Genomic DNA, 26,253 nt, shown 5'->3' with positions numbered 1-26,253 from the left:
ATGGGTATTACAAAAACAGATTTTTTTCGGAGGAGCAAAATGACATAGCCACGATGTTTAAGGCAATTGGTCATCCTGCTCGGGTAGCCATATTGGACTATCTCTTAAAGGTAAATGCTTGTATCACAGGAGATATTGTGAATGAATTGCCTTTGGCACAACCTACCATTTCTCAGCATTTGAAAGAACTCAAAAATGCAGGGCTTATCAAAGGAGCCATTGAAGGGAATGCCGTATGTTATTGTATTGACGAAAAAGGAGTGGAAAAACTTCAAAGTTATTTCGGAAATATTCTTTCCACGCTCAATAGCCGTAAAGGTTGTTGTGAATAAAAAATTAGCCAATTATTCTCATCAAAAACGCATAAAACCATGAAACTTTCAGAAGTAAAACAACATTTAGCTACTGCCGAAGCAGTGAATTTTCAATTATCGAATGGCACTTTTGTACCAGAACATTTTCATGTAACAGAAGTCGGACTAATCACCAGACATTTTATTGATTGTGGTGGGGTCGAGCGTATCGAGAAGATAATTAACTTTCAGTTGTGGGATGCCAATGATTACGAGCACCGTTTAAAGCCACAAAAGTTGTTGAACATTATCGCTTTGTCCGAAAGCAGACTGGGGATTGGAGATTTGGAGGTAGAGGTTGAATATCAGTCAGATACGATTGGGAAATATGGCTTAGGATTTGATGGCACAAACTTCCAATTGTTATCTAAGAAAACAGCTTGTTTGGCGCAAGATGCTTGTGGTATCCCTGCCGAAAAGCCTAAAGTACGTTTGAACGATTTGCAAGCGAGTCAATCAGCATGCTGCACGCCTGGGGGCGGATGTTGTTAAAAATGTTTAATGAGACTTCTTCGCAAGATCAGGACTAAGTCTTTGGCATTGAGGTTAACAAGATTGATAAGAAACAATTTATATTTTGGCTTAAGGCATAAAGCTTATAGTCTAGAGCAAAAACAATACGAAATGTCTGCAAATAATTGTGCCCCAGTTGTAGAACGCAAGCAACTAGGTTTTTTAGATAGATATCTGACTCTTTGGATATTCTTGGCGATGGCGATTGGCGTTGGAATCGGGCATTTTTATCCTGAATCCTCCAATTGGATTAACTCATTTTCGAGTGGAACCACCAATATTCCATTGGCCATTGGCTTGATTTTGATGATGTATCCGCCTTTAGCAAAAGTAAAATATGAAAAAATGGGAGAAGTCTTTTCCAACCTCAAAGTATTGTCGGCTTCGTTGATACTGAATTGGATTATCGGACCTGTTTTCATGTTTTTATTGGCGATTACTTTTCTGAAAGACTACCCACATTATATGGTTGGCTTGATTTTGATTGGACTAGCCAGATGTATTGCCATGGTGGTAGTTTGGAATGATTTAGCCGATGGAAGTCGTGAATATGCCGCTGGACTCATTGCACTGAATAGTATTTTTCAAGTGCTTTTGTATAGCGTTTATGCCTACATTTTTATTGGAATATTGCCTACTTATTTCGGTATCCAAGGATTGAATATTGAGGTAAAAATGAGTCAGATTGCTGAGAGTGTAGGAATTTATCTTGGAATTCCTTTTGGTTTAGGACTTTTTAGTAGATGGATTTTGATAAAAACCAAAGGCGAAACGTGGTTTCAAGAAAAGTATGTGCCCATGATTTCGCCGATTACGTTGGTAGCCCTATTGTTCACGATTGTGATTATGTTTAGTCTCAAAGGTCAACTTATCGTACAGATTCCGATGGATGTGGTACGTATTGCTATTCCTTTGGTGATATATTTTGCAGTAATGTTTGTAGTGAGTTTTATTATTGGTAAAAACTTTGGAGCAGATTATGCCAAGAGTACTTCTATCGCCTTTACCGCAACTGGAAACAATTTTGAATTGGCGATTGCCGTAGCAATTGGCGTATTTGGCATCAATAGTGGTGAAGCTTTTGCCGGTGTTATTGGACCATTGGTAGAAGTGCCAGCCTTGATTGGATTGGTCAATTTAGCTTTTTGGTTTAGAAAAAAATGGTACACTTAGTTAGAGTGCTGAGTTTTGAGTGTTATTTTGTCCTTGCCTAGTTCGAGATTTAGTCTTGAACTAGAAATTAATTTTCAGACATCAACCGATGAATACAATACAGCTGGGCTTAAAAGAAAACTGGAAGCAATTTTCCATTCTTGTTATGATCAATGCCTTTGTGGGAGGTATGATAGGTTTGGAGCGTTCGGTTTTGCCTCAATTGGCTGAGAAAGATTTTGGGATTTCTTCCAAAACAGCTGTGTTTTCATTTATCATTGCCTTTGGTATCACGAAGGCAATCTGTAATTATTTTACAGGAAAACTGGCTAATCTTATTGGTCGCAAAAATCTTTTAGTGATTGGATGGGTATTTGCTTTGCCTGTACCGTTTATCTTGATTTATGCCAACAGCTGGAATTGGGTTGTTTTGGCAAATATCTTATTGGGTATTAATCAAGGTTTGGCTTGGAGTATGGCGGTGATTATGAAAATAGATTTAGTAGGTAGTCAAAAAAGAGGTTTGGCGGTAGGAATCAACGAATTTGCAGGGTATGTGTCGGTCGGGATTGTAGCATTTTTGACAGGATACATTGCCAATACCTACGGAGTTAGACCATATCCTTTTTATCTGGGTATAGGTTTTTCGATCATGGGTTTATTACTTTCAATACTTTTTGTCAAAGATACTCGTCTACACGTGGGGCAAGAAAGCACCCAAAGCACTATTCCTTTACTCAAAAATATTTTTCTGAATACTTCTTTTACGCATAAATCTTTGAGTGGTATTACGCAGGCAGGTTTGGTCAACAATCTCAACGATGGGATGATGTGGGGTTTGTTGCCCATATTATTGCTCAATAAAGGATTTTCCCAAACTCATATTGGTATTCTTACGGCAATATACCCGATGGTGTGGGGATTGAGCCAGCTTTTTACAGGAAAACTTTCTGATGTATATTCCAAAAAGATGTTGCTTTTTGGAGGAATGCTCTTTCAAGGAATGGCCATCGTAGCCTTGATTAAAGCCAATTCATTTGAAACTTTTGGGCTTATTGGCGCCCTTTTAGGTCTTGGTACAGCGCTAGTATATCCAACTTTCATCAATGCTATTGCTGACTATACACATCCTTCACAACGAGCCGAAAGTTTGGGTACATTCCGTTTTTGGCGTGATTTGGGCTATGCAACAGGAGCATTGTTAACAGGCATTTTGGCTGATCATTTCGGAATAGATATGTCCATTCTGATGATTGGTATCCTTACGATTATTTCGTCTTTCATTATTTTATTTCGCGTTGAAAAACCTTTTCAAATTTGAAAATTTGAGGATTTGGTAATTTGAAAAGGTTTTTAGTTTGATTGCCGATAGCCCCAAGCTGATAGCTGACAGCTCAAGACCGATAGCTCAAAATATGCCCTTAACATTAATTTAACATTGAAATAGCTATTGGCGCCATTATTGGAGTGATCTCCACCAAGCCTTGTCGAAGTGTAATGTATTAGTTTTTAGCTTTTTATAGGAAAGTGTTGCTATCGCTAGGCTAATTGGAGGAAACTCCAGCTAGGGCGTAAATAGATTAATGAGGTAAAATGCTTGTTATCATAAAATTATACTCAAAGCTCATACTTAACGACATCGTTGGTTTATTTTTTGCTACAATTGAACTTAGGATTTAGATGGAAAAGTATGAAAAAAAGTATAATCTTCACTTAAATTCTTTACTTGTTTATATATTTGTGCTTTTATCTTTTTGAAAGTATAGTAGCCTATTCAAGAATACTATGTAATAAACTCCTACAGTAAATTATATCAAATGAAAAAAGCACTTTTAATTTTAACCTCATTCCTTTCTATCATAGTTCTCAGTTGTAAAACTCAAGAAATTATACCAGACCAAGGTTCTCTTTTTATTGCTGTTAAAGATCAGTATGGAAGAAATGTAAGTGGAGCAGAAATCACAGGTAATCCCATTATACCTCAATCTAATACAGATAATTTTGGCTCTATTTTAGTGAAAAATCTAAATGTAGGTACTTATGAACTTATAGCTAATAAAGCCCAATATGGAAGTGGAAAGGCTGTCGCGGTGGTGAAAAGTAACGATGTTACCTCTGTAAATATCAATCTAGAGTATGGGATTTTTGCCTCTTTTGCTCCAATAGTAAAGATTGAATTCCCTGTTCAGCCTGCTAACTATGCAGTTGGAGAGAGCATTTTGTTTAAAGCTTATATAAAGGATAATGATACCCCTTTTGAAAAATTAACCATGAGATGGGAGAGTAGTTTGGACGGTCTTATTAGCGAAATTGGTGCTGATAAAGACGGTATTAGTACTTTTTCAACCACAAAATTATCAGCAAATAACCATATTATTAGATTGATCGTAAAAGACCAATCGGGTAATATCGGTCGAGATTCCATCCTTGTTTCTACACTTTCTCCTAAGGAAATTAAGTTAGAAACACCTAGTAAATTAGATGGTGGTATCGTATTGAATTGGTCAAAATCTACTGAAAGCGACTTTAAAGAATATAGAATTTACAGAGCGAACGAAAACTGCGACGAATATTCAAAATCACTAATTGGAGTAGTTCAAGATGCGTCAAAAAATACTTTTACAGATACTCGTCCCCCTTTCAGTACGAAGTCTTGTTATTTTGTTGAAATTATTACCAATACATTAAGAACTAGGAGAAGTAATCAACAACAGGTAGAGTATCCTGCAGGTTTATTTTTTGATTATACGCCCAAAGATGTAGCGATTCATCCTACAAAACCGTGGTTGTACCTTTCACAGCAAGATAAAGGAATTGTGGTTGTTTATGACTATGAAAAATCTCAAGTGGTGACTGAAGTTGCCACGCCTAGACACTCAGGCTACTTGTTGGTTGCGAATAATGGTAATGGACTAAACCTTTACATTCCATCGTATAACAATTCCGTGAATATTTTTGATGCCAATACCTTTGAGCTCAAAAAGAGCTTGTTGACCACTGCACCAGCCACAGATGTTGCTGTCAGTGGAACAGGTGATGTTTTTGTGACACAAAATAATCAATGGACAAATCCTATTGTTTCCTTTAATGAAGGAACTGGTTTGATAAATGGAGGAACATATAGTTATAGTTGTATTTACGGCGGAGCAAGATTAAGAAAATTACCGAATCAAAATACGCTAATGGCTATTAGTACAAGTATTTCACCAACGGATATGGATTTGATTTTTTATGATAGCCAAGGAAAATTGACAAGTTGTAAGGAGGATTCTCAACACGGTGATTTCCCTTTAGATCCTAATATCTTTTGTGTTTCGCCCAAGGGAAATTATGTCTTAACCTCTTTAAGTGGTGCTGCTTATTTAGCGAACGAAACTATGAAGTACTTAGGTTCAGTAAGAGGTAATGATGTACTTAATTATTCAGATTTTGCATTCAATGCTGATGGGGGTGTGTTTTATGGAGCAACGAGCAACAGACAGTCTATACAAATAGGAAAATATCCAGAACTAACTCGTACCAACGAAATACTCTGCAAAGGATTTCCCTACAAAATATTTGTGAAAGGAAATAATATTATATCCTTGAGTAGAACAGCATTAAATGCGGGTTCTACAGCAGTTGAAGTTGTGAAAATCCCGTAATTTCTTAGGTTTTTGCTATGATAAATCATTATCCGATACTACCTATATCTAGTTCGGATGAACAAATGTTGGTTTAGCGGAATACCAAATGGAATAGTATTATTCATTTACCCAACAAAACAGACTTATAAGTTTTCAATTAAGAAGCATTGTCTGCGAAATATTGATAATTAAAGTTTTATTATTTATAATTTAGGATTAAAGCTTTCAAGTGTATTGTGTTACTCAATTTGACTAACACAATATATTTGAAAGCTTTATTTTCGAAAAGAGAGTAGAAAATTAGAAATCTGTGTAAATTTGTTAGCTAACAAATACCACCAATATTAAACCACTGCTAACGCTTTTACTGCTTTAGGGTATATACCTATCTAATGCTAAACACTTCTGAAATACCATTAATTGATACTTTAAAGGCAATACTAGATAGTTCGCCTGAAAATTTTGTATTGATTTCTGCTAATCATACTATTTTATTATTTAATCGTACCCTTCAAGAAATGATATCTGGTTACTTTAACACCGATATCCAGATTGGTGATGATTATCGAAACTATGTACTCGAATCCACACAGAATCTCTATGCAGAAAGTTTTCAAAAAGCCTTAGAAGGAGAAATTATTATTATTCAAGACGAGGCTGTAGTAGGTAATACTACTGTCTGGTTTGAATATAAGATGAACCCAGTTTACGATGTTAATAATCAATTGATTGGGATTGCATTATATATCAAAAATATTAATGCTCAAAAAAGAGCAGAAATATCACGATATGAGAGTGAGATGAAATTTCGTCGTATTATCGAGACCGCACCCATTGCCATTTTGATAGTAGACAGTCAAATGACAATTACCTTGTGTAATCCCGAAACTGAAAAGATTTTTGGGTATAATCACGAAGAAATGATAAATCAACACATCGATTTATTGATTCCTGCTCGCTTCAAACAAAATCACCATCAACATACCGAAGAATATCTACAGTCACCACGAATGTACCAAATGGGAGCAGGCAGATTTATCCCATCTGTCACCAAAGATGGCAAAGAGTTAATTGTGGAAGTGAGTCTTAACTCATTTATTGTCAATGGAAAACAGTTGGTTTTAGCCATGATTCAGGATGTGACCGCCCGTATACAAAACGAAATTCAGCTAAAAGAGCAAGTGCAGATTTTGGAAAAAATCGCTTGGCAACATTCTCATGAAATACGCCGACCAGTTGCCAATATCAAAGGCTTGATAGATCTAATCAATATGGATTATGAAGCAGTACAATCTATTCCAAACTGGAGTTATCTTGAGCAAGAAGTGGAATCACTTGATCATATCATTCATAAAATTGTAGCTGATACCTATCGCGAGTTTAGAGGGAAATAAAGAGTAATGTTTTACTAGGTCAAGACTTAGTCGAGCCCAGTGCAGTTCTAAAACCATCAAACACATGAAAAATCTACTATACTTATTTTTATTCATTGCTCTTCTAAGCTGTAAAAAATCAGAAGATATTCCTGAATCAATCGTAATTAAAGACCCTATCTTTGAAAAAATGCTGGTCGCCCAAGGGATTGACTCCGACAAGGAAGTAAATGGGAAAATAGCAAAATTAGATGTTATGAAAGTGGATACCTTGTTGATTCAAGGTGATGTTTCAAATATCAATAACACCATTTCGAATCTCGCAGGCATAGAAGCATTTGAGAACTTAAGTTATCTTGATTGTTCCTACAATACTTTATCCGTTCTGGATTTGAGCAAAAACGCTAAACTTACTTATTTAAAATGCTCAGGTATTCAAGAGTTAATTGCTGGTGTGACCGATTATAAACAAGTCCAGTCCATAATATTAAACCCTTTCGCCAATCTGCAAACCATTCATTGTGCCTACACCAATATCTCAACTTTAGACTTTGTGATTAAGCCTCAACAACTTAAGGTTCTAAACTGTACAGGAAGTAGTCTGAGCTCGTTGAATGTATCTCAGCTAACAAATTTAGAAGAGCTTTACGCTTCATGGATTTTGTATAACAGGTTGGAGTCTATTGATTTAAGACAAAATACCAAGCTTCAAAAATGTAAGTTGCAGATTTATGGACTTAAATCTATTTGCGTTGCTTCCATAGATAAAATTCCTGCGAGTGGATGGGAAAAAATGACTACCACAAACTATGTTAATTGTCAATAATGCCATTTTACTAGTTCAAGACTTAGTCTTGGACTTATTTTTTTAAACAGTTTGTAAGCTGAAACAAACACCAGTCCGAGACTAAGTTTCTAACTAGATAATAGTATCCTCAAAAATATCCCATCATTTTTTCAAAAAATCAACTTTATCTTGTCGATATAAATTTTTATTCTACATTTGTAGAGTTAATTCTAAATATGTAGAAAATGAAGCTTTCAGAAACTGAAGAAAAACTCATGGAATACCTTTGGCAGAAGGGAAAGGCCTTTATGAAAGATTTGTTAGAGGCATATCCCGACCCCAAACCAGCTACGACAACGGTGGCAACTTTATTGAAACGAATGATTGATAAAGGTTTTGTGGCGTATCGTGAATATGGTAATTCGAGGGAGTATTATCCGCTTGTGTCTAAAGACGACTATTTTACGAAGCATGTTAAGGGACTGATTAAGAATTTCTTTAACAACTCGGTGGGTCAGTTTGCGTCCTTTTTTACTCAGCAAAGCGAAATGAGTACAGAAGAATTGGAAGAATTGAAAAAAATCATTGATGCTCAACTTCAACAAAAACAGCAATGACACTCTACCTACTCAAATTTTCAGCCTGTCTGGGTTTGATATACCTATTTTATAAACTATGTCTTGAAAATGAAAACTTTCATTTGTTCAAGCGCTACTTTCTATTGGTAGGGCTTGTATTGAGCACAACAATTCCATTGGTTTCTTTCGAGATTCCATGGTATCAAGAACATGTTATGGAAATAGTTCTACCTATAAAAAATGCAAATCCGATTGATGGGAAAATACCTTCGATTGAGCCAATTCAACCGAATGAGTATCCTACAGTCGAAATGCCCATTTGGTTCTACATCTATGGTCTAATACTAGGAGTGTTGTTGACAAGATTTTTGCGAGGACTTTATTTGATTACTCGCAAAGCAGTGATGAATGAAAAGCTAGTACACCAGAATGCTCATTTGGTATTAATTGAGGAAAAAATCGCTCCGTTTAGTTTTTGGAAATACATCTTTTTAAACAAGTCAATTTATCAAACCAAAGGAATTGAATCAGATATTCTTTTGCATGAATTAACTCATGTAAAACAAAAACATACTTGGGATATTCTTTTTGTAGAGTTATTTCTGATCGTTTTTTGGTGGAATCCCATCTTGTATTTGTACAAAAAAGCTATACAATTAAATCATGAATTTTTGGCTGACAAAGAAGTTCTTGCTCATACACAAGTGCCGATTTATCAACAACTATTACTTCAAAATGCCACAGGGAATGCTCTTTATTTAACAAGCAGTTCAACCTTTTCTATTACAAAAAAACGATTTCTTATGATGACACATCACACCTCCGTAACCGCCCGTATCTTGCGTGGCGTGGCTTGTTTGCCTTTAATTTTGGTATTGATTGCTGGATTTTCAGACTGGTCTTTAGGGCAAAAAATTGAGAAAAAAACGCAAAAACCAGCGCCAATACCAATTGATGCAGCAAATCAAACTGTAAAATACAAGATCAGTAAAATATTCTTTGCAAAGGGCGAGAAAAATCCCACAGTGATAAAAGGCTATGCTGAGTTGACTAGTGTTGAGCTAGAGGCACTAAAACATCCTCTTATGTTTACTTTTGAACGACCCACCGACGAAATGCTGAAAATATGGACGCATCCTCGCTGTGGTATTTGGATTAATGAAAAACATGTCCCTTATCAAACTTTAAAAAAATATACATCAAAGGATTTTTCTCATTATTTCGTTAGTAGACTTGCCAAAAATGCTCAAGTTGGTAAGCGCCGATATCAGATAGATTTAATGACTAACGATTTTTTTGAAAATGTCTACAAAAAGAAAGCATTAGAAAATCCTTTTATTGTGTATACAGTTGGGAAGGGTGCTAATCAAGAGCAGTATAGAATAGAATTGATTAAAGAGTAAAAAACTTGAAAAGGGATTCGAAAAGGAGTAATTTTCCTTTCGAATCCTTTTTTAAATTTCTAACAAGTTCTTCTGATGAAAATAGTAATAATCATTTTAGTTTTAAACCTAGTTATTAATCTCATTGCCACTTTTTCTTTTGCAGCCCGTATTGCAGGCATCCGTACAGGCAAGATAGCTTTAGCATTTTCGCTCTTCAATATCCTCAATGTAATTTCGAGAACCGCCAATGGATTTCAGGCGCCTTTATTAGCAAACTATGTGGAGAAAACCATTGATGCCGATATGGAGAATACGACACTTATTTTTAGGATGATATTGTTGTCGTTTACCATAGCCACAGCAGTAGGCATAGTACTAACGCCGAGTGTGCAAAGAATTTTCCATAGAGCTATTTTGGAGTTTTATCAGGTAAAGACTTTTGGGAAAATGATGGGAAGTTTTCTTAGAAAAGAGCAATTTTGGCAAAAGGTCAAATCTTATTCTGTTCTGCCACAATGGACTAATTGGAGGATCTTGCAAGTACAAGAAAATTATCCTTGGAAGATTTTTATTCTCAATATGCTAGCTACCGCCATTCTTTCTGTTGGCGTAATTGCTTCCGTTTATGCCGGCTATTTGAACCCAACTTATAGGAGTACAGCCAGTAATTTATCAGCTTTGATTAATGGCTTTTCAACGATCATCTTGTTTGTATTTATCGACCCTTACTTATCTATTTTGACTGACCAATTTATGTCAAAAGAAATAGGTGAAAGCAGATTTCGATTCAATATCTCTTTTATGATGATTTCAAGGTTACTGGGCACCGTATTGGCGCAAGCACTTTTGATTCCCGCCGCACAGGTCATTGCGTTTGTGAGTAATCAGATGTAATTTGGAATAGTATTGATAATCAGGTATTTTAGTTACAAACTTCTTAGATAATATCTTCATTTTATCATTCACATACCCTCCACATAAACCTTTATTGCTATGAAAAATCTATTTGTAATTTTATCACTGAGTGCTTTTTGGGGCTGTCAATCTCAGAAAGAAGATGCTAACAAACAAAAATCGGAAGTATTTGTCAAAACCTATTTTGAACATTTCAATCGCCATGATTTTAAGGCAATGGCAGCCATGTATGTCGATTCTGCGGAGTTTAAAGACCCTTCTTTTGGTACTGGTATAGTGAGACAGTCTCAACAACAAACCGTCGTAAAATATACCGAGCTCGCCAAGATGTTTCCTGATCTTCGAGACAGCGTTATCAGCATATATCCATCCGATACCAATCATATCATTGTAGAGTTTATTTCTAAAGGCTCTATGCCAAGCAGTAAGTTCGAGCTTCCAATTTGTACGATTTTTACCCTACAAAATGGAAAAATCACAAAGGATTTTACTTATTATAACAACCAGTAAAAGAGTGATGAGTTTTGAGTGTGGAGTGCGGAAAGGGCAGATATACTAAAACAAAAAAGGAGTGATGAAACTCATCACTCCTCATTCAAAACTCATCACTTCTTAATATGATGGATTCTGCACTAAGTAGCCTGGAAGGTTAGACGCACCGTCGATGGCTGTTTGTGGAATTGGGAAAATACGTTTGTTACGGTCTGTAATAGTTTTTTCAGTCCAAGTATCTTCGTATTTACCAAAACGAATCATATCTGTACGACGAAGCATTTCCCAGTAAAACTCAAAACCTCTTTCACGATACAATAAGTCTAATGACATACTTGTCAATGCTGGAGGAGGCGTTGTCGCTTTTCTTGAAGCACGAACGGTATTAACATCTGCTAAAGCTGAAGCAGCGTCGTTGCTCTTACGCAATTTTGCTTCTGCACGCATCATATATACATCAGCCAAACGTAAGATTACGATATCTGCGTCTCCAAGGTTACGACCTGATGTAGATTTCTTCGAGAACTCATATTTTTCAACACGGTAGCCTGTAGAGTAGTCAGAACCAGTTACACTAAAGTCTACTTTTTCGGTAAAGATTACTGGAGTAGTCGGACGGTTACGAGTGTCATTGAAAAGTTTACCAACCTTCATTTTTCCATCTGGACATTTCAAGAAAACACCATTTTTACGAATCAAACCATACTGCTGACCACGCAAAATACCTCGGTTGATATTGAAGCTTTCAGCTGTTACACATGAGTCAGCTGGGTTTGAATAAATCGAAAGGTTTTGCTTGTAAAAACGAGGGTCAACGCTAGGGTCTTGTGAGCCATAAGCATTTACCCAAGTACGATAATAGTCAGACGTAATCGCTGGACCGTCAGTACCATTTGCCGCAGGGAATGCTGGCAATGGGAATTGGTCGCCCGACAACGAGAAGTAAGCCAAACGGTTGTGACCATTCAACTCAGCACGTTGGTCTACAGCAAAGATAATTTCTTTGTTGCTATGGTTATCGCTATTAAAAATTGAGAAATATTCTGGCGACAACTGGTATTGATTAGAATTAATGATTTTGTCTGTATACTCAATTACTTTGTCTAAATCGTCGTTTGAGAAAGTAACGGTTTGTGCCGTAACATTACGGTAAACCGCAGCATTTAAGTGCAAACGAGCCAAAAGACCCCAAGCTGCTGCTTTGTTCAAACGACCTGGACCTACTGTCGTAGAAAGATTTGGTTCTACGGCTAATAGTTCTGATTTGATGTATTCTACGGCTTCAGCACCACGAATTACTTTTGAAGTTTCACCAACGGTATTTTTTACAAAAACTACCCCGAACAAGTCCAACGTAAGCATCGAATAATAGGCACGCATACCACGTGATTCTGCTAAATATAATTGTGAAGTTGCATCGGTTTTGCCTTGGAACTCATTGATGGCTGATACCGAACGAGAAATTCCTTGTAAAATAAAATTCCAAGTATTTCTCAAGTTTGGATCTGTACTTGTAGACGTATGCTGGTGCATGGCCAAATAGATACCATTATCGCCCCAGTCAGTACCTCCACGATATGGCAAAATAGCCTCATCTGTAGAGATTTCTTGAAGTGTAAAATAGTTGGTATGTAAGAAAATACTTGGTAATAAAGCGTACACAGGAGCTAAAGTACCATTAGCGATATCTGCGTAAGAAATACTCGGAGAAAAAGATTCATCTAGTACTTGTTCTTCGAGGTTAGTACAACTCTGAGCTGCAATCAAAGAGGCTAACAATGAAAGGAATATAACTGGTTTTTTCATGTTTCTTTAGAAAATTAGAATGTTACGTTAAGCCCAAATACAACTGTTCTTGCTTTTGGATAACTTAAATAATCGATACCATAAGAAGTAATACCGTTGATTGTACGGTCAGTATTTACTTCTGGGTCATAACCATTGTATTTTGTAATTACGAATAGGTTTTGCCCAGTTACTGATAATCTCAAGCCTGAAATCCACTCGTTAATTCCTAGCTTTTTGGTATCGAATGTATAACCTAGTGCAAGGTTATTCAAGCGTAAAAATGCACCGTCTTTCAAGAATCTTGTTGATACTGGAGCTGAGTTATTAACAGATTCATTCGGGAATGCTAATACTTCAGGAGTAGTGTTGATTCCTTTTGAAAGACGTAATTTATAGAAGTTAGAGTTAGCTGTGTTATCGTAAAGTTTGTTTCCAGATACCCCATTGAAATTGGCTACCAAATCAAACCCTTTATAGCTTACACGACCAAAGAAGTTGTATTGTTTGTTTGGTAAAGCGGTTCCTGCTGCAACACGGTCGTTGTCAGTAACGATTCCATCACCATCAACGTCTCTGTATTGGCTCAAACCTTTGTCATCTAAACCAATAAATTCTTTCAAGAAAAATGTACCAATAGGTTGACCATTTACGTAACCATTGATAGTAGCTGAAGTCAAACCAGAACCAGAAGCCGAACCTGAAGGAATTACTGAGTAAGGTGATTTGTTTACTACGTTGCTGATGAAAGTAATGTTTCCACCAAATTCATAAGTCAAACCTTGTTGTGTAGAATGACGGTAGTTCAATTCTAATTCTAAACCTTTGTTAGTGATAGTCATATCTTTAACATTAGTCCAGAAAGTACCCGCTGGTTGTACTGGGTCAGAAGGAATTACTTCTAACAAAATATCTCCAGAAACTTTGTGGAAGGCATCGATTGTACCGCTCAAAGCACCATTTAAGAAGGCAAAATCTAAACCTAAGTCAGTTTGAGTAGATTGTTCCCACTGAATATTTGGGTTAGCCAAACGTGTATAAGAAGTTCCTGCTGGATAAGTCGATGATTCATTCAAAGGATATGATGTCGTACCCGAAACTACTGAAGTAAAGCGTGCTTGGGTAATTTTTGAAGGAATTTCTTGGTTACCTGTTCTACCCCAACCAGCTCTTAACTTTAAGTTGCTTACTGCTGAACCTTTCATGAATTCTTCTTCAGAAATTCTCCAACCTGCAGAGAACGAAGGGAATACACCGTATTTATTGTTAGCACCAAATTTTGATGAACCATCAGCACGAACTGTGGCTGTTAACAAGTATTTGTCTTTGAATGTATAGTTGGCACGCCCAAAGAACGATTGTAATTCATTGATAGTGGCATAACCATAAGGTTTGTTGTTAGCCAATGTCAATTCTTGTCCTAAGCCTGGGTTATAAATTGGCTCAAGGTCAGTAATAGGAAATTTGTTGATACTATAACCACGACCTTGCAAGAAGAATCTTTGATAAGAGTGACCTACCAACATAGATAAATTATGGTCTTTGCCAATGCTTCTATTGTAAGTTAAGTAGTTTTCAATCAGTCGGTTGGTATTCCATGTGTCAATAGATTCTAAACGACCATCCTGTTGTGGTACAGCATTTGCCAATGATTGTAGGTCGCGATGTGCGTTTGAATAGTCAATACCAAAATTGAGCTTGTATGTTAAATGATCTGTAATTTTTAGGGAAGGAGAGATATTTCCTAAAATTCTTGTTGTAGTCGTTGCATCTTTTTCCAATTTTAACGCCAACAATGGGTTTGTACCTGATTGATACAAATAGATATTGCCATTGGCGTCATATGCAGGAATTGTTGGGTTCGTTGAAATAGCACTACCCAATACTGACCCGATCGGAGGACGTTCGTTATATGTTTGTGTGGCGTTTAGGTTTACATCTACAGTCAAACGATCCTTCAATAATTTTTGAGTCACATTCAAACGACCACTATAGCGATTCAATTGGCTATTTTTGATAATACCTTCTTGATTCTGAATACCGAATGAACCATAATAAGTCAATTTGTCAGCACCACCACCGAATGATAAGTTATGGTTTTGTGTTACGGCTGTGCGGCTTATTTCTTTCTGCCAGTCTGTATTTCCTTTGAAATCTTCCAATACACCACCTACTGCTACTACTTGCTTACGGTATTCATCTGCTGTGAATACATTCAACGGACGAGCCATGGTCGACAAACCGTAACTAGCTGAGTAAGTGAGTGAAGAGAAACCCGATTTTCCTTTTTTTGTAGTAATCAAGATAACCCCGTTAGCACCTCTTGAACCATAAATGGCAGTTGCAGAGGCATCTTTCAACACGTCGATCGACTCGATGTCTTGAGGGTTCATAAACGTCAATGGGTTGGTTGCACCACCTGTTGATGAATTATCAAGTGCCATTCCATCTACTACAAACAATGGCGTACTACCCGTACGAACACCACCCGGACCACGAACTGTAATGTTTTGAGTACCACCCGGCTCACCACTTGCAGATGTTACGTTTACACCCGATACTTTACCTTGTAATAAAGATTCAGGCGTGTTGATGATACCTTGGTTAAATTCGGCACTTTTCAAAGATTTTACGGATCCAGTAACATCTTTCTTTGTTGTACTACCATAACCAACTACTACTACTTGTTCTAAGTCAGATGCAGTAGATTTTAACGAAACCTCTATTTGTGTACGGCCATTTACCGCTATTTCTTGTCTTTCGTATCCTACAAAAGTGATGACCAAAGTTGCCTTTTCGTCAACATTCAATGCAAAATTTCCTTTTGCGTCGGTATTTACACCACGCTTGCTACCTTTGATCGCAACCGAACAACCAATTAATGGTTCGTTAGTTGTGGCATCAATGACTTTTCCTTTTACTGGAATTTCGCTCGTCATCAATGTTTCCAAGCTGTAATTAGATAATGCTGCACGGTTGTGAGCGTGAAGCGGTGTGGGCGAGAGCCCAACACAAACACCTAATAGCAAACCAGCGGTTAGTTTACTGGTAAGACTCAGAGAGTAAAATTTGTTCATGATAAAATTGGGTTGATAAGTAGGAGTATCAGGATGTTGTATACTTTTTTGAGTTTAAGAAAATTACGAGTATCCTGTCTCTAGCATTCACCAATGCTTAATTTGGAGGCGCAAGTTATCCTATCAAAGTCGAGAGGCTGTAAATAAATCATTAAGTCGAGATGATTTATCCTTAACATTGGGCAAAACAAATCTGTTCTCACACAGTAAAATATGGAGATTCTAAGAAAAAGTGAAATATTAGAGGGCTAGCTATTGCCGTTTTTTACCGAAAAAACAGGGTGATTTGGGTAAGAAAAATGGAGTTGAATAAAGAGTATTTGTTGAGTTCATATTCAAATGGTCATATTGGTTTGGAGATAACTTTACAGCTGAAAGTAACCTGATTGTATCCTAGGAATAGAAATTTAATTATTTTTTTTATTAATAAATCATTTTTTAACAAGTATTTTTATGAAATCGATTGTAAAACGAATTGTTTCAAAAAACGACTCTATGCAACTGTATCTGTATTTTTGCTTATGATTTTACAAAAAAATAAGCCCAACTTCTCCATGTAGGAAGTTGGGCTTAACAATTTCTTAATATACTTAGGTGATTATAAGTAATTCCCAAGAGGGATTTGACTCTCAACACCTAAGTATAAATCTTATACTAAATATCTTCTATTCTAAATAAGTGCATTGGCATAATATGTGGGTCAAGATCTACAAAGTTGTATTCTCCTTTCCAGTGATATTTGGCTCCCGTCAACAAATCATGAACAATATATTCTTGGTCTTGGTGTTTATGGATTTGCGAAAGTGGTACTCTCACTACTCCGCCCTGGCGATTATAAGGGTCGAGATTGACTACGCACAAAATTCGGTTACCATTGGCATGCGTTTTTAGATAGGCCAATACTTGATCATTTTCTATCTGACAGAAAGTAATATTATTGGTACGTTGCAAAGCGGAATTTTCGACGCGTGCTTGGTTCGTCAGACGAATGATTTGTGTCAACTTATTTTCAAATGACCAACCCCAGTGTTTGATTTCATATTTCTCAGAATTACGATACTCTTCTTTCCCTGGATTTGCTTCATTGTTCATGCTTTCAAATACAGGTCCAAAAATACCATAGTTTGCCGAAAGAGTAGCCGCCATAAAATAACGTGTGATAAACATCGGTTCTAAACCACCTTGCAAGCACCAAGGCAAAATATCATGGGTATTCGGCCAAAAGTTGGGACGCATGTAGTATTTCTGCTCGGTATGCGTCAACTCCATCATGTACTCGGTCAATTCGGCTTTGTTATTGCGCCAAGTATAATAGGTATATGATTGTGCATAACCCAATTTGGCAAGTTGTGCCATTACCTTCGGCTTGGTAAATGCTTCTGCCAAGAAAATCATGTCTGGATATACTGCTTGCACTTCGGCAATGACCCATTCCCAAAAATTAAATGATTTGGTATGTGGATTGTCTACACGAATAAGGCGAATACCCCATTCGGCCCAAGTCATAATGACATTTTTTAACTCATCCCAAAGCTCTTCCCAGTTTTCTGACTCAAAGTTGATAGGGTAAATATCTTGGTATTTTTTAGGAGGGTTCTCCGCATATTGAATCGTACCATCAGGACGTACTTTGAACCATTCTGGATGTTCTTTAGTGTAAGGGTGATCTGGCGAACATTGAATGGCTAAGTCCATAGCCAGTTCGATACCATTATCTTGACAAGTCTGAATCAAATGTTTTAAATCATCTAAGGTGCCCAATTCTGGAAGAATTGCCGTGTGACCGCCCAAGTCTGACCCAATACCATACGGAACCCCAGGTTCGCCTGGCTCACAGGTAGTTGAATTGTTTTTACCTTTTCTAAATTGATGACCAATTGGGTGAATAGGAGGAATATATAAAACATCAAAGCCTAAAGATTTTACACGCGGAATGACATTTTCCTCAACATCTTTAAATGTACCATGTGCTCCTTTTTTTGATGCTGCAGAACGTGGAAACATCGAATACCAAGAAGAGAAAGCCGCTTTTTCACGATCAACCCAAAGTTTGAGTGTCTTGTAAGTACTAACATACTTTTTATTCGGATACAACTGAATCCAATCGTGCATGGTAGTTCCCGTGGCAAACTCTATAGCATGTTGGTATTCATTAGGATTACGGAAGATACTCGCCGCATGTTCAATTAGTGCTTTGTCTGATACGGAAGCTACTGAAGCCATATAGTCCAATATATTCGCACCGACTAACAGTTCAATATTGACGTGTTGTCCATCCTTAATTTTCATGCTGATTTCGTGCTCCCAGCTAGCAGCATGGTCTACCCATGCTTCAATGGTATATTCATAGAAACCATTATCTTCTACCTTAAATGATGCCCCATAACGGTCATTATTGATAAAATACATAGGTGTTTCAATCCATTCCTTGGCATTGTTACGCTTGTGGAGCAATCTTGCTGAGAGAATATCGTGTCCATCCAAAAAAACGTCTGCTTCTACATGAATAGAATCCCCTTGTACAGCTTTAATAGCAAAACGCCCCCCGTCTAGTTCAGGGCTTACACGTTCGATAATTACTCGACTCTGTCCGTTTTGCGGTTTTTTTAAAGATTGTTTCGTCTTAGCCATAGCTATTTGTTCTAAATTGGGAAAATGGTTTGGGTATCACAGTGAGCATGAAGAATGGCGAGAGATGAGATTTAATATTGATTTCTTGATAATTATCATTTCGAGAAACGGAAATCTCAACTATCTTATCCAAAACTTACCATAGATACACGAATGTTTTTGTTTATAAAAATGTTAGCTAATTGTAGGGTACCACTCAAGAATAGCATAAACAAGACCTTGAGAGTGCCTACACAAATATATTTCTAATTGTCGAAATCTAAAATTTAAAAGTAAAACAAGTTTTTTTGATAAAATTTTGAGTTTTACAAAAGTTTGGCACGATATAAGCTAGTAAATAGTCAAGGACTTACAATATTTTAAAGAAAGAATTTGAATAAAAAGCCTGAGTAAGTACAAATCTTTAAAAAAGACAAATTCTTTTTAGTAAGCCACTCAAATCTCATATCTCCTTACTTCACACTTTATAAAGTATAATGTTTTGTTTGAAAGTTGGACAAAACATAGATTTTGAAATGCTAGAGAAACCTTGAATTGGTTAGATAAAACTACAATTCATAAGTTTTTTATGGCTTTTGTCTATTTAATTTGGCAATTAAGCCCATTAAAACGTAAACTTAGCTAAAGTATTTTAAGGCTGGCACGATTTTTGTGAAGAATTGTATAAACTTTATAATAGTCACTTTATACATTTATCTCAAATTTCGAAGGTTTCATCGAGTATTAGCACTGCGTTTCTTAAAACACATCTGAAAATAAACACATAATCTGAATAACAATTATGAAAAAATTAATCGCATCCGCTTTCCTTATTTTAGTTCAAGGTGGTTTGATGGTTACAAAAGCTCAAAATTCTGAGTATAGTGGTTCTTATGGAAATAATGTAGTAGAAGAAGGAATTGCAAAGTATTACGGTAAAAATTTAACTGGAAATTTAACATCTTATGGTGAGCGTTACGACGATGCACAACTTACTGCTTCGCATTCAAAGTATCCTCTAAATACGGTTTTGAGAGTAACAAACCTCGAAAATAATCGTACAGTCGATGTACGCGTAAATGATTATTGTCGTTGTGAAGAAGAGGGCAAATTATTGAATTTGTCAAGAGAGGCTGCTTCTCGTCTGGGTATGATTGCAAGTGGAAAAGCTCAAGTAAGAGTTGAAGTATTGAATGCTAGACCTGCGTCTCAGGTAAATATTTATAGAGATTACGATATCGCGGCAAGTACTCAAGAAAGAGTGCCTGTACAATCTAGTTCATTAATGCCTCAAGCATCGGTTTCAATGGCTCCAAGTAGCTATTCGACGGCATTCTCTGAAGATAGAACTTACGATATCAACGGTACAGTAAAATCTCCAAGAGGATTTGCTGTACAGGTAACAGCATTGACAAGCTTAAACAAAATTCATGATATGTATGATGAACTTATTAAGTTAGGTTTGTCACCAGATGAAATTTATGTTCAAGTTGGTCAAAAAGAAATGGGTAAAGTGTATCGTATTCTTTTCGGAGAATTCCATACAAAAGAATCAGCATTAGAAAAAGTGATGTGGTTGCAAGAAAGAGGCTATAGAGGTTTAGTTCGTACGCACTACAATTACTAAGATTTTATATTACAACTATTATTACCACACTATTAAAGGAGACGTTTAACGTCTCCTTTTTTTATGTTCTTTCATCAAACTCTTTTTGAAACTTGGGACTTTCTGTTTTGCCGATTTTATCCCAAAAGGTAAAGTATAAACCAAAGTTATAACGATAGTACTTATGATGATGACTATGATGAGTAGCTCCAATCATTACCTTACCTAACCAGTTCCCCCATTTGGTTTTAGGATAAATCTCTATGTCTAAATGATTGATTGCTGCTGTAATTGTCATAATAGTTAAATGAACTGTAGCGGCATATATATGCATAGGAATGATACAAATAATCGCTGGCATAATAAGCGCTTCAAGTAAACCCTCAATCGGATGAAATGAGAAGGCTGTCCATGCGGAGGTAATTTTACTATCATGATGGACTTTATGTACCAGATGGTAGATTTTCGGATGATGCATCCATCGATGAATCCAATAATAATAGGTTTCATGAATGAGCATTGAGATGACTATGCTGCACGGGAACCAAACTATATCATACCAGTGCAAGTCTGTATATAATTGGGTATAGCCTTTTTGCCAGAGTACCGCCGTAAGTGCTCCAATTACAGAAAAAAGGACTGCTGTAAGCGTAGACCAAGTTATTTCCTTTTTGAACTGTTCTGGTGGATATGCCTTTGTATTGATTTTTCGAAGCTTCCATTCTTCTTTTTTCCATAAATAGAAATAGCTATGGAAGAATCCTGAAAGAATAAAATAGCGAATCATTACTACAAAAAACATAGCAATGCAGGTAATGATAAATGTAGTTGGATCTAAAAAATCAAAATCAGCTAATGAAGTTTTCATACTTTTTTAACTGATTTATGCTGAAATTGTTTGAAGGAAATTTCCTTTGGTGTAATCCCGAAAATATTATTCAAAATAAAAATCTGAAGCGTCGACTTGAATAAATTGGCGAGGATGCTTCAGATTTTTTACTTCAATACTATTGCTATACTAATGTTGAGGATGAGCTCTTTTAATCTTTTCAATCAATACTTCATTGATTTTTACATAACTTTCATGAGTCCATCCACCGATGTGAGGCGTAAGAATGACATTCTTTTTCTGAAAAAGTGCTTCGTAATAACTTTCTTGCTCAGCACTGAGTTGTGACATTTTCTCATTTTCTAGTACATCCAAACAAGCTCCTCGCAACTGACCCGAATTTAAGGCTTCCACAATATTACAAACCGAGGCTACTTCTCCACGAGCCGTATTGACCAAAAAGAATGGTTTTTGAAACGAATTGATAAAGTCTGTATTCACCATCATTTTAGTTTCGGAGGTCAATGGCACATGAAGACTTAAGACATCTACTTGCTCGAATAGTTCCTCCAAAGTAGCTTCTTGGGTATATTGGTCGCTAAAATTGCTTTTGTATTTGTCGTAAGCCAATACTTTTACACCAAATCCTGATAATCTTTTCGCAACCGAACTACCCATATTGCCGTATCCAATAATCCCAACAGTCATTCCCATGAGTTCGATTCCGCGATTAGCCTCACGTTTCCAGATTTTGTGACGAACCTCGATGTCTGCTGTATTGATATGATTGAAAAGACATAAAAGCATCCCAATAACATGTTCGCCTACGGCGTCGCGATTACCTTCATTGGCGGCAAAAATAATAATTCCTCTGCGCTCAGCTTCTGCGATGTCGATGAGGTCGAGACCAGCGCCTGCTCTGGCAATAAACTTCAACTCAGGTGCGGTATCAAGCATTTCGATATCTACCTTCGTTTTACTACGAATAATCAAACCATCGTAGTCTTTGAGTTTTTCCAACAACTCTGCACGAGTAATTTCGGGGATATAATCATAAGTCATCCCGATTTCGGTTAGCATTGTATGAATGCTAAGGTGCATTTCGTCGGCAATCAAAATATTTTTCTTCATCTAATCTACTTTGTCCTGTCAGAAAGAAAGAACTTAAAATGTACTGTAATCTAGTTTACTATAAAACGAATCAAAGTTACGGTGGGTTTCATTCTGAACGAAATATTTGTAGGTAAATAGGTATATGTTGGGCGAAAGGGGCTTTCGGGTATCGGCTTTGGGCTTTTAGGTAAGGGCTCAATAAAAGCGCAAGTCATCTCGAGTCTTGGGAGAATAATAGAGAAAACAGATACAATCTCCTAGCCTGCAAATGAAGCGGTTTAAATATTTTTGTCACGGGGGAATAAATTCATCCGCTAAATGGAAGCCTTGGTTAAGAACTACTTTAATACTGAATATATATTGAGCTCAACTGAGCATCTTCAATAAATCAAAAAAGCGGTCGAAATTTTTTCGACCGCTTAGAGGATATTATTATGCTATGTTTGATTTGGCTTAAGACGTAAAGTATTACGTCTCTACAGTAATGATGCGGATTTGAGCATAATCACTCATTTACTCAACCACCATTCACTAAATTTGAAATATCCTTTTTCAGAATAGTAAAACTAGAATTTCAATTTTTTCAAATTGTTCAAACTAATTTCAATACCTTCCATTGGCGTGCGCTTGTAGGCTTCTAACTCAACGATAAAGTATTTAAGACCTGCTACGTCTTTTTTGTTGAAAATTTCTTGGAAGTTGATATCTCCTTCACCCACTTCAACACTTACGTTTTTCACTGGATCGTGGTCTTTTACGTGTACGTGTGTGAAGCGCCCTTTATATTTGTTGAACCAATCTGCTGGTTTTTGACCTGCTACTACTGCCCAATATAAGTCCATTTCGAATACGATATGTTTTTCAGTATTGTCTAGCAAAGTAGTATAAAGCATTTCACCATTTGGTGATTTGAATTCGAAATCGTGGTTGTGATAGCCAAATTTTAAGTTCAACGTTTTAGCATACTCAGCAGCTTTGTTGAAAATATCAGCCATCAATTTACCTTGATTACGGTCATCGTCGAGCATATAAGGTACAATTGTGTATTTCTGACCAACTTTGGCTGCATCTTCTAACATACGTTTGTAGCTGTCTGAAAGCTGACCGTTTACGACATCTTTTGACGTAATCATGTTATGAGCAGATGGCATTTTTAAGCCATTGTCATTCATGGTTTTTAAATATTCGTCTGCCGTCAGGCCAAAGAATTTACCATTTGAATATCCGAAACCTTCTACGTTTTTGTAACCCATCTTAGCAATTTTAGCTAAAGCGGCTTTCGGGTCTTTAGAAACATCTTCACGTACTGACCACAATTGTACACCAATATGGCTCTTTTCACCTTTTTTAATATTTGCGAATAAATCGTTCGAAAGAAGTGCTGCACCAGCAGTTGTCAAAAGACTAGTTCTGAGGAAGTCACGACGAGATGTTTGTTCGTTCAACATTGCTCTAAATTGATTAAGTTAAATGATTATTGGTAAGTTAATACGCAAAATAAAATTTAATTACTGAGCTTTCGGATATCAGCTTTGGGCATTCGGCAAAAAATGTATCTATTTGTTACTAAAAAACAATAAAACACTTTTTGCCGTGTGACTTTTGGCTTGCGCCTAAAGCTCTCAAGTTAAATCTAATTCTGCATGATTACTTAATAAATGGATAGATAGTTTGAGGTCTTGACCTCTTCATAATTAAATACCCATCAACTTAACGTTCATGGGTATTTTAAATTTTGTTTCAAAAGTAAGAAAAAGTTTTACTTTTCTTCTATTTCCACTGCTGATTCTTTGCGGTTTTTTACAACATCAATGGCTGTATAAATCGCTTGAAGCATTGAACTTTCGCTTGCTGTATTTTTTCCAGCAATGCCATAAGCCGTTCCGTGGTCGGGCGAAGTACGCACTACTGGTAGCCCAGCTGTGAAGTTTACACCATTTTCGAAGGCAATATATTTGAATGGAATCAAACCTTGATCGTGGTACATGGCCAAAATAGCATCGAAATGACGATGTTGCATATTGCCAAAGAAACCATCCGCAGGAAATGGGCCAAATACCAAGTTGCCGTTTTGTTTAAACTGCTCCAAAACAGGAGAAATAACGTCTTTTTCTTCACTACCCAACAAGCCATCTTCGCCAGCATGAGGATTCAGGCCAAGGACTGCCACTTTTGGTTTTTGAATCCCAAAATCATTGGTCAATGATTCGAGCATCATCGTTAATTTTTGAGAAATTTTTTCGGCAGTAACCTGCGAACGCACTCGACCCAAAGGAATATGTCCTGTCACTACGCCAACTCGAATTTGCTCAGAAACCAAAAACATTAGAGAGTCTTTTGCTTCGAAAGCATTGGTAAAAAACTCGGTATGTCCCGGAAACTTAAATTCTTCCGACTGAATATTATACTTGTTGATAGGCGCCGTAACAATCGCTTGAATGTGCCCGTCTTTCAAGTCCTGAGTCGCTTTTTGTAAGCAAGCCAAAGCAGCAGCGCCCGCTTCTGGGGTTACTTTGCCAGGCTCTACATCAGTTTGTTTGTCGTCCCAACACGTAATCACATTAGTAACTTTGTAGTTGATTTGTTGAATCGCAGGAATACTATGTAAAGTCCAGTCTTTCAAATCTAATACTTTACGGTAATAGCTCAATACACGCTGTGAACCATAAATCACGGGTGTACAGATTTTGAGGATGCGGTTACTGGCTAGGGCTTTTAGTATTACTTCTGGACCTACGCCATTGTAGTCACCTAAGGTAATACCTATAACAGGTTTTTGATGTTCCATATTCTTTTGAGATTCTTGATTCGGTTTTGCCGAAAACGCTCGGTATCCTCAGATACACTTTCGATAAATTCCTGCAAGTTTACTTAAAAGATAGGTAAATAAAAACCTATTGGGTCATAGAATCACGTAAAGGGTAAGAAGAGCGTAGCATTTTTTGCCACTTGCCATACGTGGCCGAACGCCAAAGCCACTCGATTGGGCCATAATAGTAGCGACTCAACCACCATTTACTCAGCCTAATTTGAAATAAAAAAATACCACAGCCCCCAACAAGCACCAAGCAGGATTAAAGTCGCCAGCCAGGCCTAATCCTAAACCATAAAAAAGAAGTATTCCAATCAAACTTTGAAGTAAATAGTTCGTCAAGGCCATTCTGCCTACATAAGAAAGTTGTTCTAAGATACCTTTCCAAGAGATTTTTGACAATAATAAACTAAAACCTGCCACATACATTAGGGTCATGGTGGCAGAATGAATCGAGAATAAGAATTCTGAAAAAATGCCAAACCAAGAAGGCAGTTGGTCCCAAGGGATAGTCGCTTGAAGGGTAATGAAAAATGTAACAATCACAATATTGAGTATAAAACAAGCCCAGACTGTCTTCTTGAATTGTTTTTTATATTCTTGAAAATGATCAAACAAACGAAGACGACCGATTAATAGCCCCAATAAGAAAAAGCCATAAGTAATAAAAATGCGTCCAGAACTCCACTGAAAATCGGCTTTGAAGGCAAAGTCTTTAAAGTTTTGTTGAATAATTTGTGGATAAGTTCCAGCCTTGAGGGTTTGGAAGTTTTTTAGCTGTTCTTTATTTGACTTTTCTTGTTCTTTTTTGGCTACAGCTTCTGACACTTTTGGTGCAGGATGCCAGTATTCAATAGTACGAACGACCAAAATAGGGATATTAAGAATCATAAAAATTGCCAAAGCCAATACCACACGATTTGAAAAGAAATTAGCCAGTAATAGAAATATCCCTAAAAAAGCATAGATGCCCAAAATATCACCACGCCAGTGAATATGATGGATAAATCCAATGACAAAAAGCAGTATTAAACGCCATAGAAATCGGAGCTCGAAATGAGTATCCTTTGCTTTACGATTGGTAAATTGTAGCGAAAAACTTAATCCGAATAATAGAGAAAAAAAGGTATAAAATTTTCCTGAAATAAAAATACCATCAAAATAATTGACAATGGTAGTAGGGATAGAATTTTGATAAGACAGCCAAACTGACTCAGGAATAAAGCCTGCAATAAACCAGCCCAAGG

The 26,253-nt window shown here is 36.7% G+C and carries 18 protein-coding genes and 2 pseudogenes; 12 read left to right on the top strand and 8 right to left on the bottom strand.

Features of this window, described 5'->3' with window-relative positions:
• From BWI92_RS17330 to BWI92_RS17280, 11 genes and pseudogenes are all read left to right on the top strand, one after another.
• A pseudogene (locus tag BWI92_RS17330) lies at positions 1-332 on the top strand (ArsR/SmtB family transcription factor).
• 39 nt (positions 333-371) lie between these two features.
• Positions 372-845 carry a DUF6428 family protein gene (locus BWI92_RS17325; RefSeq protein ID WP_095164788.1) on the top strand — a complete coding sequence of 158 codons (474 nt, stop codon included), beginning with the start codon at positions 372-374 and terminating at the stop codon, positions 843-845.
• Between the two features lie 132 nt (positions 846-977).
• Positions 978-2,039 (top strand): ACR3 family arsenite efflux transporter, encoded by a 1,062-nt coding sequence (arsB, locus tag BWI92_RS17320; protein WP_095164786.1) that lies wholly within the window; start codon positions 978-980, stop codon positions 2,037-2,039.
• Positions 2,040-2,127: 88 nt separating this feature from the next.
• Positions 2,128-3,339 carry an MFS transporter gene (locus BWI92_RS17315; protein ID WP_095164784.1) on the top strand — a complete coding sequence of 404 codons (1,212 nt, stop codon included), beginning with the start codon at positions 2,128-2,130 and terminating at the stop codon, positions 3,337-3,339.
• A 496-nt stretch (positions 3,340-3,835) separates the two neighbouring features.
• On the top strand, positions 3,836-5,662 hold the full coding sequence (locus BWI92_RS17310) for a YncE family protein (protein WP_095164782.1): 1,827 nt from the start codon (positions 3,836-3,838) through the stop codon (positions 5,660-5,662).
• A 374-nt stretch (positions 5,663-6,036) separates the two neighbouring features.
• Positions 6,037-7,038, top strand: a complete 1,002-nt coding sequence (locus BWI92_RS17305) for a PAS domain S-box protein (protein WP_095164780.1) — start codon at positions 6,037-6,039, stop codon at positions 7,036-7,038.
• Between the two features lie 64 nt (positions 7,039-7,102).
• Entirely contained in the window at positions 7,103-7,843 is a 741-nt protein-coding gene (locus tag BWI92_RS17300; RefSeq protein ID WP_095164778.1) for a hypothetical protein, read from the top strand.
• A 206-nt stretch (positions 7,844-8,049) separates the two neighbouring features.
• Positions 8,050-8,421, top strand: coding sequence for a BlaI/MecI/CopY family transcriptional regulator (locus BWI92_RS17295; protein WP_095164776.1), 372 nt, complete (start codon positions 8,050-8,052; stop codon positions 8,419-8,421).
• 137 nt (positions 8,422-8,558) lie between these two features.
• Positions 8,559-9,785: a M56 family metallopeptidase gene (locus BWI92_RS17290; RefSeq protein ID WP_176464468.1), complete on the top strand. Its 1,227-nt coding sequence runs from the start codon at positions 8,559-8,561 to the stop codon at positions 9,783-9,785.
• 75 nt (positions 9,786-9,860) lie between these two features.
• The gene (locus tag BWI92_RS17285) at positions 9,861-10,661 is read left to right on the top strand and encodes a lipid II flippase family protein (protein WP_095164773.1); all 801 of its coding nucleotides are present in this window, start codon (positions 9,861-9,863) and stop codon (positions 10,659-10,661) included.
• 99 nt (positions 10,662-10,760) lie between these two features.
• On the top strand, positions 10,761-11,192 hold the full coding sequence (locus tag BWI92_RS17280; RefSeq protein ID WP_095164771.1) for a nuclear transport factor 2 family protein: 432 nt from the start codon (positions 10,761-10,763) through the stop codon (positions 11,190-11,192).
• 102 nt (positions 11,193-11,294) lie between these two features.
• On the opposite strand, the gene BWI92_RS17275 is transcribed toward BWI92_RS17280, so the two are convergent.
• The 3 genes from BWI92_RS17275 to BWI92_RS17265 all read right to left on the bottom strand — a co-directional run bounded on the left by BWI92_RS17275 (position 11,295) and on the right by BWI92_RS17265 (position 18,667).
• Positions 11,295-12,980 (bottom strand): RagB/SusD family nutrient uptake outer membrane protein, encoded by a 1,686-nt coding sequence (locus tag BWI92_RS17275; RefSeq protein WP_095164769.1) that lies wholly within the window; start codon positions 12,978-12,980, stop codon positions 11,295-11,297.
• Positions 12,981-12,994: 14 nt separating this feature from the next.
• Positions 12,995-15,898: a TonB-dependent receptor gene (locus BWI92_RS17270; RefSeq protein ID WP_095164877.1), complete on the bottom strand. Its 2,904-nt coding sequence runs from the start codon at positions 15,896-15,898 to the stop codon at positions 12,995-12,997.
• Positions 15,899-16,690: 792 nt separating this feature from the next.
• The gene (locus BWI92_RS17265) at positions 16,691-18,667 is read right to left on the bottom strand and encodes an alpha-1,4-glucan--maltose-1-phosphate maltosyltransferase (protein ID WP_095164767.1); all 1,977 of its coding nucleotides are present in this window, start codon (positions 18,665-18,667) and stop codon (positions 16,691-16,693) included.
• A gap of 781 nt (positions 18,668-19,448) precedes the next feature.
• Here BWI92_RS17265 and BWI92_RS17260 point away from each other — a divergent pair.
• Positions 19,449-20,273 (top strand): SPOR domain-containing protein, encoded by an 825-nt coding sequence (locus BWI92_RS17260; protein WP_095164765.1) that lies wholly within the window; start codon positions 19,449-19,451, stop codon positions 20,271-20,273.
• A 61-nt stretch (positions 20,274-20,334) separates the two neighbouring features.
• Here BWI92_RS17260 and BWI92_RS17255 read toward each other — a convergent pair whose 3' ends face one another.
• From BWI92_RS17255 to BWI92_RS28885, 5 genes and pseudogenes are all read right to left on the bottom strand, one after another.
• On the bottom strand, positions 20,335-21,120 hold the full coding sequence (locus BWI92_RS17255) for a sterol desaturase family protein (RefSeq protein ID WP_205749628.1): 786 nt from the start codon (positions 21,118-21,120) through the stop codon (positions 20,335-20,337).
• Positions 21,121-21,270: 150 nt separating this feature from the next.
• Positions 21,271-22,212 (bottom strand): NAD(P)-dependent oxidoreductase, encoded by a 942-nt coding sequence (locus tag BWI92_RS17250; RefSeq protein ID WP_095164763.1) that lies wholly within the window; start codon positions 22,210-22,212, stop codon positions 21,271-21,273.
• A gap of 548 nt (positions 22,213-22,760) precedes the next feature.
• Positions 22,761-23,642, bottom strand: coding sequence for a TIM barrel protein (locus BWI92_RS17245; RefSeq protein WP_095164761.1), 882 nt, complete (start codon positions 23,640-23,642; stop codon positions 22,761-22,763).
• Positions 23,643-23,953: 311 nt separating this feature from the next.
• A complete protein-coding gene (gene pdxA / locus BWI92_RS17240) occupies positions 23,954-24,982 on the bottom strand; it encodes a 4-hydroxythreonine-4-phosphate dehydrogenase PdxA (protein ID WP_095164759.1) in 1,029 nt (342 codons plus the stop codon).
• 106 nt (positions 24,983-25,088) lie between these two features.
• Positions 25,089-25,897 (bottom strand): annotated as a pseudogene (locus BWI92_RS28885) (DUF418 domain-containing protein).
• Between the last annotated feature and the right edge of the window lie 356 nt (positions 25,898-26,253).

Source organism: Flectobacillus sp. BAB-3569 (assembly GCF_002270355.1).
Classification (GTDB): Bacteria; Bacteroidota; Bacteroidia; order Cytophagales; family Spirosomataceae; genus Flectobacillus; species Flectobacillus roseus.
This window is presented reverse-complemented; position numbering and strand designations above follow the sequence as displayed.